Here is a 13335-nt window from a genome sequence, read left to right on the forward strand (position 1 = left end):
GGCGGGCACGCAGCGGCACCGTGGCTCCGCCGCCTGCCCGCCGGGACGACCGGTCACGACGCGCGGTCCGCCGTCACGGCACCAGCACCACCCCGCCCGTCGTCTGTCGCGATTCCAGCAAGCGATGCGCGTCGGCCGCCTGCTCGAGCGGCAGCCGCGCGCCGATCTCCACGTGCATCCCGCCCGCGAACCGCTCGAGCGTCGCGTGCGCCGCCTCGCGATACCCCGCCACGTCACGCGCGATGAAACCCAGCACGCTCGGCCGCGCCAGCGCGATCGAGCGGGCCGGGCCGAGTTCGTCGAGGTCGATCGTCTGCCGGGCGCCGATCGCGGCAACCTGCCCGATGCTCGCGACCATCCCGAACGGCCGAACCGCGCCGAGCGTACGCGTCAGCACGTCGCCGCCGATCCCGTCGATCGCATAGTCGACGCCCGCGCCACCGCCGAACGCACGGGCCGCCGCGACGAAATCCGCCTCGCGATGGTCGACCACCACTTCCGCCCCACGCGCGCGCACCAGTGCCGCCTTCGCGGCCGAGCCGACCGTGCCGATCACCCGCGCGCCGATCGCGCGCGCCCACTGCGTCGCCAGCAACCCGACGCCGCCGGCCGCCGCGTGCACGAGGACGGTGTCGCCGGCCACCACCTGGCGCACGCGGCGCAGCAGCATGTAGACCGTGATGCCTTTCAGCAGCCCGGCCGCGACCGCGTCGTCGCTCACGCCGTCGGGCACCGGCACCACACGCTCGGCAGGCAGCGTGCGCACGCTCGCGTAGCTGCCGGTCGGCAGCCCCGCATACGCGACGCGCTGGCCCGGCACCAACCCCGTCACGCCGGGCCCGACCGCATCGACCACGCCGGCTGCCTCGACACCGAGCGCGTCCGGCAATGCCGGCAACGGATGCGCGCCGGTCCTGAAATAGATGTCGACGAAATTCACGCCGACGGCGGTCTGGCGAATCCGCACCTCGCCCGCGCCGGGCGGCACCACAGGCGCTTCGAAACGGCGCAGCACGCCGGCGTCGCCGTAGCGGTCGATCCCGATCCGGGTGGCGGTGGCAGTTTGGGTCATGACGTTCCTCACAATCGAATGATGTGACACGATCATCGCATCGTGCATAATCGATCGGAATTCCCGTTTCACGCCCATCTATTGTGCAAAATTCGACCGATCCGACGCCGGCGCCCGCGCTGCCGATGAGCTGGGACGACCTCCGCTATTTCCTGGCGGTAATGCGCGGCGGCAGCCTGTCGGCCGCCGCGCGGGCGCTGCAGGTCCAGCACTCGACGGTCGCCCGGCGCATCGATGCGCTGGAGTCCGCGCTCGGCATCCGGCTGTTCGACCGGCTGCCGCGCGGCTGGCCGCCGACCGACGAAGGCCTGCACCTCGCCGAGCATGCCGCGCGCGTCGAAACCGACGTGCATGCGTTCGCGCGCGCCGCGCAGGGGGCGGCGGCGCTCGACGGTGTCGTGCGCGTGTCGGCGTCGCCGGTGTTCGCGAGCCACTTCCTCGCGCCGCGGCTCGCCCGCGCGCAGCGCGCATGGCCCGCGCTGCGGATCGACCTGATGGGCGAGATGCACGCGGCCAATCTGTACGCGCGCGAAGCCGACCTCGCGGTGCGCCTGTCGCGGCCGAGCGAGCCGGGGCTGGCCGCGCGCCGGCTCGGCACGATGCGCTTCGCGCTGTGCGCATCGCCCGACTGGGCCGCCGCGCCGCCCGACACCTGGGCATTCCTCGGCTACGACGACGCACTCGCGCAAATGCCGCAGCAGCAATGGCTCGAACGCTTCGCGGCGGGGCGCCGCTTCGCGTTCATCGCCAACGACCTCGCCGCGCTGCATCGTGCGTGCGTGGCCGGCGCCGGCGTCGCGTTGCTGCCGCGCTTTCTCGTCGACACGTCGGCGACGGAGGCGGACGCGGGCACGCCGGCTTTGGCCGATCCGTCGCTGTCGACCGCCGCCGCGCTCGTCGAGTTGACGTCCGCGCCCCGTTGCGATGTCGAGCGCGAGATCTGGCTCGTCGTGCACCCGGACGTGCGGCGCTCGCCGCGCGTGCAACGCGTCGCGGATGCCATCGCCGACGCGGTTCGCGACGCGGACGGCCATTTGTAGGCTCGGCTTCTCCCGACCGCGCGACGCGACCCATGCCTTTACGGCGCCGCCGCGCGGCGGGCATAGTAACGGTTTCGTCCGCCCGCTCCGCCATCATGCCCGCCGCCCCCGCCTGCGTCGTCCGCGACGCGACCGATGCCGATCTTGCCGCCATTCACGCGATCTATGCACATCATGTGCGCCACAGCGTCGCGTCGTTCGAGGAGACGCCGCCCGACGTCGACGAACTGCGCGCGCGCCGCGACGCGGTGCTGCGTCACGGGCTGCCTTATCTCGTCGCGGAATGCGACGGCCGCATCGCCGGCTACGCGTATGCGACGCCGTATCGCACGCGCAGCGCGTACCGCCACACGATCGAGGATTCGATCTACATCGACGACGCGCAGCGCGGCCGCGGCATCGGCCGCGCGCTGCTCGCGGCGCTGATCGCGCGGTGCGAGACCGGCCCGTGGCGGCAGATGATCGCGGTGATCGCCGACGGCGGCAGCGGCGGCTCGACGTCGCTGCACAGCGCGTTCGGTTTCGAGCCCGCGGGCGTGCTGAAAGCGGTCGGGTTCAAGCACGGCCGCTGGATCGATACCGCGCTGATGCAGCGCGCGCTCGGCGACGGCGCACGCACCCTTCCCGCCTCGCCCGAGCCTGTCGCGTCGCGCTAGAATGGCCGCATGCCAAAACAGACTCAAACCATGCCAGACGAGGCCGCACCGGATTCCCGCAACGAGTACACGGTCGACGAACTCGCGCGCGTGTCCGACACGACCGTGCGCAACGTCCGTGCATACCAGGATCGCGGACTGCTCGCGCCGCCCGAGAAGCGCGGGCGCGTCGGCATCTACGACGACACGCACGTCGCCCGCCTGAAGCTGATCAACCACCTGCTCGCGCGCGGCTACACGCTGTCGAACATCCAGGACCTGATCATGGCGATCGACGAAGGTCACGACCTGCGTTCGATCCTCGGCCTGGAAAACGCGATCGGCGGCCGCTGGTCGCACGAACTGCCGAAGACCTATTCGCTCGCGCAACTCGCGCAGATGTTCGGCCCGCAGACGGCGTCGCAACTGTCGCGCGTGACCGAACTCGGTCTGCTCGAACGGCGCGGCCTGTCGTTCGTCGCGAAAAGCCCCGCGCTGCTCGAAGCCGCCGCCGCGATGACGAAGGAAGGCATCCCGCCGCGCGAGCTGCTCGACGTGATCAGCCTCGCGCGGCCGCATTTCGACGCGATCGCGCGGCTGCTCGTCGATCTCGTCGTGAAGCGGCTCGACCGCTACGACGCCGGCACGCTGCCGCCGGTCACCGACGTGCCCGCGCTCGTCGACGCGATCTGGCGCCTGCGCCCGCTCGCGGCCGTGTTCGTCGAAGGCGAGACGAACCGCGCGCTCGAGACCGCGGCAAGCGCCTATCTCGGCGGCCGCGTCGCGACGATCCTCGACAGGAAGCTCAGCGACGAAGCCGCGCGCCAGGCCGGCACGCCGGATCCGCAAGACGGCGGCGACAAAGCATAGGACCGCCGGCGTCATATTCATATCGGCAATGCTTGGTTTGCGGGCCCGACCGCCCATGCGACGATTCTTCCAACCGAGCGGCACGCGCCGCTCCCCGAAGACGTTTCGCATGGAGTCCGTTCGATGATTCGTTTCACCCACTGGATCACCCGCGCCGCCGCGACGGCGCTCGTCGCCGCAGCAGCCACGTCGGCGTTCGCGCAGGGCGGCGCCGAGAAGGTCGTGCGCATCGGTTATCAGAAGGCCGGCCTGCTGTCGGTCATCAAGGCGCAGGGGTCGCTCGAAGCGCGCCTCAAGCCGCTCGGCTACAACGTCCAGTGGTTCGAATTCCCGGCCGGTCCGCAACTGCTCGAGGCGCTGAACGCGAACAGCATCGACTTCGGCTATACGGGCGCGCCGCCGCCGGTGTTCGCGCAAGCGGCCGGCGTGCGCTTCGTGTACGTCGGCGCGGAACCGCCGTCACCGCACAACGAAGCCGTGTTCGTGAAAGCCGATTCGCCGGTCCGCTCGCTCGCCGACCTGCGCGGCAAGAAGGTCGCGCTGCAGAAAGGCTCGAGCGCGAACTACCTGCTGCTCGAAGCGCTGAAAAAGGCCGGCGTGCGCTACGACGAAATCCGCCCCGTGTACCTGCCGCCCGCCGACGCGCGCGCCGCGTTCGAGAGCGGCAACGTCGACGCGTGGGCCGTGTGGGACCCGTACTACGCGGCCGCGCAGAATTCGCTGAAGATCCGCACGCTGTCCGACTACACGGGCCTCACGCCCGCGAACAACTTCTACGAGGCGACACGTGATTTCGCGGAACAACATGCCGACATCGTCGGCGCGATCCTGAAGCAGGCGCGTGAGACGGGGCTGTGGGTCAACGGGCACCCGGCCGAAACCGCCGCGCTGATCGCGCCGAAGGTCGGGCTGCCGCTGCCGCTCGTGGAAACGTGGCTCAAGCGTGTGCCGTTCGGTGCGGTGCCGGTCGACGAGAAGATCGTCGCGGTGCAGCAGGGGGTGGCCGACGCGTTCTACGCCGCGAAGCTGATTCCGCAGAAGCTGAGCGTCGCGGATAACGCGTGGACGGACAAGCGCGTGACAACTGCGCTGGCGGCGAAGTAACACGCGGCGCGCGGCTGATTCGGAACAGGCCGACGGGTGCCATCTACTCCAGGAAACGCACATCGGAAGGGACGCACTCGGCCACACCAGGGTCGGAGTGTTTCTCTCCGCGTCGGCCATGCGTCGGGCCAGACTTCCTGGCCTCAAACGGACTGCCAAATAACACAGTTACAAGATAACCATTGACTCCGCAATCGCCGGAAGTTAGTGTGTACGCCGAAGTCCAAGAAGTCCGATTGCTGTTCATCAATTTCTCGCTCCCCCAGCGGTATTCGTTGTCCTCTCCCTCCTTGACGCTTCAAGCGCTCTTCAACAGAGCTGATCTTCGTATTGTTTTCTCAAGGAATTATCATGGATACCGGTATCGTCAAGTGGTTCAACGACAGCAAAGGCTTTGGCTTCATCACGCCGGACAAGGGCGGCGACGACCTTTTCGCTCACTTCTCCGAAATCCGAGCCGACGGCTTCAAGACGCTCGCTGAAAATCAAAAAGTAAGCTTCGAAACGAAGCAAGGCCCGAAGGGTCTGCAAGCGGCCAACATCACGCCGCTGTAAGTTTGAAGGGCCCGGCCTCCCGCGACGGATGCCGGGTCGCAGCGACACCCTCACGGAGCATCGTCTCCTAAAGTTGGCGCGAACGCTCTTGGCTGCATCTGCTTGTTCAGCATGCTTGCCACGCGCCACATGCCTCGTTGCACTTCACTCTCCCCTCCGGCAGCAACGCCTTTTTTGCGCTTTCCGATTGCTTTAGATTCAGCTCGCAATGGCTTTGAATCGGTGCACATTTCGCACGGCACGGGCGCACTCGAACATCATTAAAATTAAAATGCAAACCAAACGAATTCAACAGTACAACGGCTATGCCGTCCAACCCTCGGCGCATCGCCTGCCCGACGGTAGCTTTTCATCCAACCTCCTGCTCGAACGCACGGATAGTTCGCACGGCGAAGGCCGCTACCAGTTCTATTCACTCGATTACTTCCCGAGCGAAAAACAGGCGCTGCAACACTCGGCACGCTGGGCACGCAACTGGGTCGACACGCGGGGTTAATGGCAACACCATGTAAGTCGGGAAGCACCCTCCACGGGACATGCGCCACAAGCATTCCACCCACCGCCAGTGATCCGCCGCAGTTGCGCGCAACACATGAAAGAAGGCCGGCGGCCCGCCGGCCTTCTGCATTGCATCGCCGTGCCCAGCGACCTACCCCGCTTCAACGCCCCGCCACCTTCTTCTGCCGCCACAGACACAGCAAATCGCACGCAACATGCGCAGCGGCGATCGCGGTGATGTCCGCGTGATCGTAAGCAGGCGCAACCTCGACGACATCCGCGCCGACCAGATTCACCGCGCCGAGCGCGCGCACGATCGCGAGCGCCTGAGCGGACGACAACCCGCCCGCGACCGGCGTCCCCGTGCCGGGCGCGAACGCCGGATCGAGACAGTCGATATCGAACGTCAGATAAGCGGGCCGCGCGCCGACGATGTCGACGATCCGCTCCACCGCCGCGCGCGGGCCATGCTCGTGCACCCACGCGGCATCGAGCCGCTCGATCCCGAGGAAATCGTCGTTCCACGTGCGGATGCCGACCTGCACCGACGTCGCCGGATCGATCAGCCCTTCCTTCACCGCCTTGTAGAACATCGTGCCGTGATTGAGGCTGTCCGGCTCGTCGTCGGCCCACGTATCGCAGTGCGCATCGAAGTGGATCAACGACAACGGCTTGCCGTAGCGCTCCGCGTGCGCGACCAGTAGCGGATACGTGATGTAGTGATCGCCGCCGAGCGTCAGCATCTTCGCGCCCGAGCGCAGGATCGTGCGCGCATGCTCGACGATCGCCGGCTTGATCGACAGCGGGTTGTGCGCATCGAACCAGCAATCGCCGTAATCGACGGCCGCGAGATCGTCGAACGGATTGAAGCCCCACGGATACGGATGGAGCTCCGCGAGCTGCACGCTCGCCGCGCGGATCGCGGCCGGCCCGAGCCGCGCGCCCGAGCGATAGGTCGTGGCGAGGTCGAGCGGCACGCCGGAAATCGCGACGTCGACGCCGTCGAGCACGCGCGAATAGTTGCGGCGCATGAACGACAGTACGCCCGCATAGGTGTTTTCGATCGAGGAGCCGTATGGCGTCGTGCGACGGATCGCGCCGTCGCCGTGGAGCAGTTCGGTCATGTCGAACCTGTTGGTCATGAAGACCGGGCCCAGTCATTGCATCGGTGCGCTGGCGGGACCCGGCACGGATTCATTGAAAACGCGGCGGCATGCCCTCGCCGGGCGCGGCCGTCGCGCCGGCCTGCGAACCCTGTAGCGCGGCCGGGCAGGACAACGTCGATACGCGGCGATGATAGCAAGCCGAAATCTCGGCGCTGCCCCGGTTCGACCGGGGCAAACGCATCGGAACAACCGGCGCGGCGGCAGGCGCACCGACGCCGCATGCCCCGAACCGGCACCGCCTCACGGCCGCGCCGTCGCACCATCGCCATGCCGCGCCTAGAAGGATTCGCCGGTTTTTACCCGCCCGTTCCTCCGGATAATGGCCGGCAGCCGCGCCCACGACGGCGCGCCGTCCACCGCGGACAACAACAATCCGGAGACACCCGCCTTGATCGCCATGCTTCCCGCCACCTATCGCCGGCTCTGGCCGCTCGCGGTCGCCGCCGCGCTGCTGTACGGCCTGTCGCTCGCCGCCGCGCCCTATCCCGGCCAGGCCGTCGCGAAAGCCGCGATGGGCATCCTGCTGCTGGCAGCCGGCAGCACCTGCGCGGCACCGCGCGAACGTGCGTGGCTGTGCGCGGCGCTCGCCACGGCCGTGCTCGGCGACGTGCTGCTCGCGCTGCCCGACTGGCCGCTGTCGTTCGTCCTCGGCCTCGGCGCGTTCCTGCTCACGCATCTGTGTTATTGCGCGATCTTCGTGCGCTGGCGCGCGCGGCCGCACGGCTGGCGCATCCTCGCGCTGATCGGGCTGTGGATCGCCGCGCCGGCGTTCTACGCAGCATTCCTTCCGCACCTGGGCGAGCTGCTCGCGCCGGTCGCCGTCTATATGCTCGTGCTGTGCGCGATGGCCAGCTTCGCGCTCGCGGCCCGCACGCACGGCCCGCTGGTCGCCGTCGGCAGCCTGATCTTCGTCGGCTCCGACACGCTGATCGGCGTCGGGCGCTTCCTCGGCGGCTTTCCCGGCATCGACTACCTGATCTGGGGCCTCTATGCGCTCGCGCAGGTCACGATCGTCGCCGGGGTTTTCCATGAGACGGCCGCCCGCTCGATCCGTCCCCGATAGTGTTTCAAACAGGCCGCCGTGCGTCGGCGGCCTCGTCTGCCGCCTCTCCCGCCCTGCCGACGGCCGTTTCCGCGCATTCCGCAATGCGGAAACCACTCCGTTCCAAACCCCGCTCAGCCTTTTCCCACGCGGTTTCCGGCCCTTAGAGCGCCGCTTCTAGCCGCTTGCGGTTTCCGGGTTCACCCACTATCGTTACATCAATCAATGTAACATTCTAAAATGAGCCAAATCGGAGACACCCGGATGAATGCTCGCACGTTGCCTTTCGGCCCGCCCGGCCACGACGGCCCGGACGAAACCACCGACATCGCCATCATCGGCACCGGCTTCGCCGGTCTCGGGATGGCCATTCGCCTGCGGCAGACAGGCGTGACCGACTTCGTCGTGCTAGAGAAGGCGGCGTCGGTCGGCGGCACATGGCGCGACAACCATTACCCCGGGTGTGCCTGCGACGTGCAATCGCACGTCTATTCGTTCTCGTTCGCGCCGAACCCGCGCTGGACGCGCATGTTCGCGCCGCAGCCGGAGATCCGCGCCTACCTGGAAGACTGCGTGCAGCGCTTCGGCGTCGGCCCGCACCTGCGCCTGAACCACGAGCTGCAGCGCGCCGAATACGACGAGGCCGCGCAACGCTGGCGCCTCACGTTCGCGAACGGCAAGCGGCTGTCGGCACGCGTGCTGGTGTCGGGGATGGGCGGGCTGTCGCGCGCCGCGCTGCCGGCGATTCCCGGTGTCGAGAACTTCAAGGGGCGCGCGTTCCATTCGCAGCAGTGGGATCACGACTACGCGCTCGAAGGCAAGCGCGTCGCGGTGATCGGCACCGGCGCGAGCGCGATCCAGTTCGTGCCGCAGATCGCACCGCGCGTGAAGGAACTCGCGCTGTTCCAGCGCACGCCGCCGTGGATCATGCCGAAGCCCGACCGCAACCTGACCGGCTTCGAGAAATGGCTGTTCCGCACGCTGCCGTTCACGCAGAAGGCGGTGCGCAGCAGCATCTACTGGATGCTCGAATCGCGCGTGCTCGGCTTCGCGATCCATCCGTCGCTGATGAAGAACGTGCAGAAGCTCGCGCTGCGCCATATCCGCAAGCAAATTCCCGATCCGGAACTGCGCAAGACCGTCACGCCGAACTACACGCTCGGCTGCAAGCGCGTGCTGATCTCGAACGACTACTACCCGGCGCTGTCGCGCAAGAACGTCGACGTGATCACGACCGGCATCGACCATATCGAAGCCGACGCGGTCGTGACGACCGACGGCCGCCGCCATGAAGTCGACTGCCTGATCTACGGCACGGGCTTCCAGGTCGCCGATCCGTTTCCGCGCGGCGCGATCGTCGGCCGCGGCGGCCTCGACATCGTCGACGCCTGGCGCGACGGCGCGCACGCGTATCTCGGCACGACGCTGCCGGGCTACCCGAACTTCTTCATGATCGTCGGCCCGAACACCGGCCTCGGCCACAACTCGATGGTGTTCATGATCGAGTCGCAGATCGAATACATCCTCGGCGCGCTGAACGCGATGCACCGCGAACGCGCGGATGCGATCGAGGTGCGCCCGCTCGTCGAGGCGCAGTTCAACAGCGACCTGCAGGGCAAGCTGAAGAAGGCGATCTGGTCGACGGGCGGCTGCAAGAGCTGGTACCTCGATCCGCGCACCGGCAAGAACACGACGCTGTGGCCGGGCTTCACCTGGCGCTTCCGCCAGGCGACCGCGCACTTCTCGATCGCCGATTACCACGCGTATCGCGCGCCGCACCACGACACGAGCACGCGGCCCGCCGTCGCGCCCGACGCTTCCGCTTCCGCCGAAGCGGCCTGAGTCAGACAAGGAGCCACCGACATGAGAGATTTCGCCAACAAGGTCGCCGCGATCACGGGCGCGGGCTCGGGCATGGGCCGCTCGCTCGCCGTGCAGCTCGCGCAGGCCGGCTGCCACGTGTCGCTCGCCGACAAGAACGGCGTCGGCCTCGCCGAAACCGAACGGATCGTCCGCGCGATCGCGCCGAACGTGCGCGTGTCGACGCACGTGCTCGACGTCGGCGACCGCGACGCGATGTTCGCGTGGGCCGACGACACCGCGAACGAACACGGCAAGGTCAACCTGATCTTCAACAACGCGGGCGTCGCGCTGTCGAGCACGATCGAAGGCATGGAATACGGCGATCTCGAGTGGATCGTGAACATCAACTTCTGGGGCGTCGTGCATGGCACGAAGGCGTTCCTGCCGCACCTGAAGGCATCGGGCGACGGTCACGTGATCAATACGTCGAGCATCTTCGGGATCTTCGCGCAGCCGGGGATGAGCGGCTACAACGCGACCAAGTTCGCGGTGCGCGGCTTCACCGAATCGCTGCGGCAGGAACTCGACATGATGAAGTGCGGCGTGTCGGCCACCTGCGTGCATCCGGGCGGCATCCGCACCAACATCGCGCAATCGAGCCGCGTCGCGAAGAACATGGTCGGCTTCATCGTCGAGAGCGAGCAGCAAGGCAAGGACAGCTTCGAGAAGTTCTTCATCACGACCGCCGACGACGCCGCGCGCACGATCCTCGCCGGCGTGCGCAAGAACAAGCGCCGCGTGCTAATCGGCCGCGACGCGAAGGCGGCGGACTGGATGGCGCGCACCCTGCCGGCCGCGTACCAGGCGCTCGTCGTGCTCGCGACGCGCCGCGAGGCCGCGAAGGCCCGCCGCGCGGCTGGCCGCTACGGCGCACCGGCGGCCGCACCGCTTCACGCCACCTACAACAATGCAGGCAATCAGGGAGGAGAACAATCATGAGGATCCCGAACATGATGCCGGTGCGGCGCGACATCCGTTTCGCGCTGCCGCCCGAACGCGCGAAGGACTGGCACGTCCAGGGCGTGCCCGTCACGCACTTCATGAACGCGCTGTCGCTGCTGTTCCCGGCCGGCGAGCGCTTCTTCATGGATTCGGTGCGCAATTACCGCGACCGCATCGAGGATCCGGAGCTGAAGAAGCAGGTGCTCGGCTTCATCGGCCAGGAAGCGATGCACACGCGCGAGCACATCGAGTACAACGATCTGCTGCAGTCGTCCGGCCTACCCGCGCACAAGCTCGACAAGCGGCTGTGGACGATCCTCGGCTTCTTCAAGAAGACGCTGCCGCATTCGATGCAGCTCGCGATCACGATCGCGCTCGAGCACTACACGGCGATCCTCGCGAACCAGTTGCTGTCGGGCCACGAACACCGGATCGACGGATCGGTCGAAGGCTATCAGCAGATGTGGATGTGGCACGCGATGGAGGAAACCGAGCACAAGGCGGTGTCGTACGACGTATGGAACGCCGTGATGAAGCCTGGCCTCGGCAGCTACCTGCTGCGCACGGGCACGATGCTGACGACGACGGTATTGTTCTGGGCGATCGTGTTCGACTTCCACGTTCGCCTGATGCGCGCGCACCGTCGCGAACACGGCAGATTCGGCGGCATGTGGCGCCTCGTGAAGTACCTGTACAGCCCGAGGCACGGCGTGTTCCCGAGCATCGCGCGCGAATGGCTCGACTACTTCCGCCCGGGCTTCCATCCATGGGACCACGACAACCATCAGTACCTGCAAGGGCTCGACACGCTGCTCGCGAACATCGACGCGACCAACGCGCGCCATGCCGCGCAGGCCGCCCCGCGCCGCGTGCCGCTGCATCCGGTTCCGCAGGCATGACGTCATGGCGCGCGCACACGAGATGCTGACCGTCCGCTCCGGCGACGTGAAACTCGCCGTCTACGTCAGCGGACCGCGGCGCGCGCCGCCGCTGATCCTCGTGCACGGTTATCCCGATTCGGCGGCCGTATGGGCATCGGTCCGCGCGCGGCTCGCGAAGCGCTATCGCGTGATCGCGTACGACGTGCGGGGCGCCGGCGCGTCCGATGCGCCGCGCCGCCGCGCGAACTACACGCTTGCGCGGCTCGCGGAAGACCTGAAGGCGGTGGCCGACGCGACCTGCGGCGACCGGCCGTTCCATCTGGTCGGTCACGACTGGGGGTCGATCCAGTGCTGGGAGGCCGTGACCGATCCCGCGTTCCGCGGCCGGATCGCGTCGTACACGTCGATCTCCGGCCCGTGCCTCGACCACGTGTTCCGCGCGAAGATGCGGCTCCGGCAAAGCCTGAAGTCGTGGTACATCGCGTTCTTCCATCTGCCGGTCGTGCCGTCGCTGGTGTGGCGCCTCGGCGGCGCCGCGCTGTGGCCGCGCTGGCTGCAATTGACCGAGCGCGTGCGGCCGGAGCGCGACCCGGCGCAGTTGAAGAACGCGCTGAACGGGTTGCAGCTTTACCGCGCGAACTTCCTCGCGCGGGCGAGAAAGCCGCGCGAGCGGTACGCGCAGGCGCCGGTGCAGATCCTCGTGCCGGTACGCGACCGCTACGTGACGCCCGAAATGTCGATCGATCTCGATCGCTGGCTCGGCGAGCACGTACGCGAGGAAATCGACGGCGCGCACTGGATCGTCATGCGCAATCCGGAGTTGATCGCGGCGCGGATCGACCGGTTCGCGGCGGTGTATGAGAGGCCGGCGGTCGCGAACGCCACCATTCAACGCCCCGTCAGCGCCGGCAGGCGCTTGAACAGCGTTTCGTAATCGATCACGAGCCCATCGGCGTCGATGTCCATTTCCGCCGTGAAGTTCCGGAAAATACCTTCGTAGCGGTAGCGCCGGCCAGGCTCGATGCACGCATACGCCTGCTTGACCGGCGTCACCTTCAGGTCCGGCGTCGACACGTATGCGACGTCGATCGGCCGCCGCTCGCCGCGCGCAAGACCGAGGCGGCCGATCGGCAGCGAGTTCGTGAACGGCGTCGCCGCGATGTCGATGTCGACGCAGCCGTCCAGTTCCGGCAGCGCACGGCCTGACCCGTCGCGCCAGTGCCCGGCGCCGTCGCCGTGCAGTTCCAGCGTGCCGCCGCCCATCACCTTGAGCACCGCGTACGTCACGCGCCAGTGCGGATCGCACTCGACACGATACGCGAGCCCGTATGCGCGGCCGTACCGCTGGCCGACCACCGCGCTTTCGACGACGATGCCGCCGCCACTCCGGTCGAACGTCAGATGTTCGACTCCGTCGCCCTCGAGCGACGCCCAACGCACCTCGCGCATTCCTTCGCCTCCCGGTTGGTCCGATGCAGGGGATCGTCGCACGAATCCCGATCGAAGACGTGAACCCCGACGCGCACCTGGGCCAAAAGAACCGGCCATTGCCCGAATTCACGTCCAAAACCGCAATTCGCCCGAAAACGCCAATGCGGCAGCCCCGAGCATCGTCATTCCCCAATTCGGGGCATCCGCCACAAATCCTGACTATCCAGAATTCCCTA

The 13335-nt window shown here is 67.6% G+C and carries 14 protein-coding genes; 11 read left to right on the forward strand and 3 right to left on the reverse strand.

Features of this window, described 5'->3' with window-relative positions; all coding sequences use genetic code 11:
* Window positions 1–73: 73 nt before the first annotated feature.
* The gene (locus tag ACV22V_RS08515; protein ID WP_448013546.1) at window positions 74–1072 is read right to left on the reverse strand and encodes a quinone oxidoreductase family protein; all 999 of its coding nucleotides are present in this window, start codon (window positions 1070–1072) and stop codon (window positions 74–76) included.
* 125 nt (window positions 1073–1197) lie between these two features.
* On the opposite strand from ACV22V_RS08515, the gene ACV22V_RS08520 reads away from it, so the two are divergent.
* The 6 genes from ACV22V_RS08520 (at window position 1198) to ACV22V_RS08545 (ending at window position 5772) form a co-directional block, all read left to right on the forward strand.
* A complete protein-coding gene (locus ACV22V_RS08520) occupies window positions 1198–2112 on the forward strand; it encodes a LysR family transcriptional regulator (protein WP_448013675.1) in 915 nt (304 codons plus the stop codon).
* A 95-nt stretch (window positions 2113–2207) separates the two neighbouring features.
* Window positions 2208–2768 (forward strand): GNAT family N-acetyltransferase, encoded by a 561-nt coding sequence (locus tag ACV22V_RS08525; protein ID WP_059819307.1) that lies wholly within the window; start codon window positions 2208–2210, stop codon window positions 2766–2768.
* A gap of 9 nt (window positions 2769–2777) precedes the next feature.
* Window positions 2778–3617 carry a MerR family transcriptional regulator gene (locus tag ACV22V_RS08530; RefSeq protein ID WP_059533989.1) on the forward strand — a complete coding sequence of 280 codons (840 nt, stop codon included), beginning with the start codon at window positions 2778–2780 and terminating at the stop codon, window positions 3615–3617.
* A gap of 123 nt (window positions 3618–3740) precedes the next feature.
* Complete coding sequence (locus ACV22V_RS08535) at window positions 3741–4721, forward strand: sulfonate ABC transporter substrate-binding protein (protein WP_448013547.1); 981 nt, start codon at window positions 3741–3743, stop codon at window positions 4719–4721.
* 351 nt (window positions 4722–5072) lie between these two features.
* Complete coding sequence (locus ACV22V_RS08540; RefSeq protein ID WP_059691886.1) at window positions 5073–5276, forward strand: cold-shock protein; 204 nt, start codon at window positions 5073–5075, stop codon at window positions 5274–5276.
* A 271-nt stretch (window positions 5277–5547) separates the two neighbouring features.
* Entirely contained in the window at window positions 5548–5772 is a 225-nt protein-coding gene (locus ACV22V_RS08545; protein ID WP_059533995.1) for a hypothetical protein, read from the forward strand.
* A gap of 163 nt (window positions 5773–5935) precedes the next feature.
* Here the strand turns inward: ACV22V_RS08545 and speB are convergent, their stop codons facing one another.
* Entirely contained in the window at window positions 5936–6898 is a 963-nt protein-coding gene (speB, locus tag ACV22V_RS08550) for an agmatinase (RefSeq protein WP_059691893.1), read from the reverse strand.
* A 430-nt stretch (window positions 6899–7328) separates the two neighbouring features.
* Here speB and ACV22V_RS08555 point away from each other — a divergent pair, with 430 nt between their 5' ends.
* From ACV22V_RS08555 to ACV22V_RS08575, 5 genes are all read left to right on the forward strand, one after another.
* Entirely contained in the window at window positions 7329–8003 is a 675-nt protein-coding gene (locus tag ACV22V_RS08555; RefSeq protein WP_448013548.1) for a lysoplasmalogenase, read from the forward strand.
* Window positions 8004–8246: 243 nt separating this feature from the next.
* Window positions 8247–9824: a flavin-containing monooxygenase gene (locus tag ACV22V_RS08560; protein ID WP_448013549.1), complete on the forward strand. Its 1578-nt coding sequence runs from the start codon at window positions 8247–8249 to the stop codon at window positions 9822–9824.
* 21 nt (window positions 9825–9845) lie between these two features.
* Window positions 9846–10784, forward strand: a complete 939-nt coding sequence (locus ACV22V_RS08565; RefSeq protein WP_448013550.1) for an SDR family NAD(P)-dependent oxidoreductase — start codon at window positions 9846–9848, stop codon at window positions 10782–10784.
* Window positions 10781–11686 (forward strand): metal-dependent hydrolase, encoded by a 906-nt coding sequence (locus ACV22V_RS08570; RefSeq protein ID WP_448013551.1) that lies wholly within the window; start codon window positions 10781–10783, stop codon window positions 11684–11686. The genes ACV22V_RS08565 and ACV22V_RS08570 overlap by 4 nt, the downstream gene beginning before the upstream one ends.
* A 4-nt stretch (window positions 11687–11690) precedes the next feature.
* Window positions 11691–12602, forward strand: a complete 912-nt coding sequence (locus ACV22V_RS08575) for an alpha/beta fold hydrolase (RefSeq protein ID WP_448013552.1) — start codon at window positions 11691–11693, stop codon at window positions 12600–12602.
* Here ACV22V_RS08575 and ACV22V_RS08580 read toward each other — a convergent pair.
* On the reverse strand, window positions 12557–13117 hold the full coding sequence (locus tag ACV22V_RS08580) for a putative glycolipid-binding domain-containing protein (RefSeq protein ID WP_059698325.1): 561 nt from the start codon (window positions 13115–13117) through the stop codon (window positions 12557–12559). The two genes, ACV22V_RS08575 and ACV22V_RS08580, sit on opposite strands and share 46 nt — an antisense overlap.
* Window positions 13118–13335 lie beyond the last annotated feature (218 nt).

Source organism: Burkholderia sp. AW33-5 (genome assembly GCF_053427615.1).

What these genes read in the sequence shown, in the direction of transcription:
- ACV22V_RS08540 (WP_059691886.1), top strand. Translation starts at nt 5,073, where the DNA reads ATGGATACCGGTATCGTCAAGTGGTTCAACGACAGCAAAGGCTTTGGC.
- ACV22V_RS08565 (WP_448013550.1), top strand. Translation starts at nt 9,846, where the DNA reads ATGAGAGATTTCGCCAACAAGGTCGCCGCGATCACGGGCGCGGGCTCG.
- speB (WP_059691893.1), bottom strand. Translation starts at nt 6,898, where the DNA reads ATGACCGAACTGCTCCACGGCGACGGCGCGATCCGTCGCACGACGCCA.
- ACV22V_RS08580 (WP_059698325.1), bottom strand. Translation starts at nt 13,117, where the DNA reads ATGCGCGAGGTGCGTTGGGCGTCGCTCGAGGGCGACGGAGTCGAACAT.
- ACV22V_RS08570 (WP_448013551.1), top strand. Translation starts at nt 10,781, where the DNA reads ATGAGGATCCCGAACATGATGCCGGTGCGGCGCGACATCCGTTTCGCG.
- ACV22V_RS08520 (WP_448013675.1), top strand. Translation starts at nt 1,198, where the DNA reads ATGAGCTGGGACGACCTCCGCTATTTCCTGGCGGTAATGCGCGGCGGC.
- ACV22V_RS08515 (WP_448013546.1), bottom strand. Translation starts at nt 1,072, where the DNA reads ATGACCCAAACTGCCACCGCCACCCGGATCGGGATCGACCGCTACGGC.
- ACV22V_RS08560 (WP_448013549.1), top strand. Translation starts at nt 8,247, where the DNA reads ATGAATGCTCGCACGTTGCCTTTCGGCCCGCCCGGCCACGACGGCCCG.
- ACV22V_RS08575 (WP_448013552.1), top strand. Translation starts at nt 11,691, where the DNA reads ATGGCGCGCGCACACGAGATGCTGACCGTCCGCTCCGGCGACGTGAAA.
- ACV22V_RS08525 (WP_059819307.1), top strand. Translation starts at nt 2,208, where the DNA reads ATGCCCGCCGCCCCCGCCTGCGTCGTCCGCGACGCGACCGATGCCGAT.
- ACV22V_RS08535 (WP_448013547.1), top strand. Translation starts at nt 3,741, where the DNA reads ATGATTCGTTTCACCCACTGGATCACCCGCGCCGCCGCGACGGCGCTC.
- ACV22V_RS08530 (WP_059533989.1), top strand. Translation starts at nt 2,778, where the DNA reads ATGCCAAAACAGACTCAAACCATGCCAGACGAGGCCGCACCGGATTCC.
- ACV22V_RS08545 (WP_059533995.1), top strand. Translation starts at nt 5,548, where the DNA reads ATGCAAACCAAACGAATTCAACAGTACAACGGCTATGCCGTCCAACCC.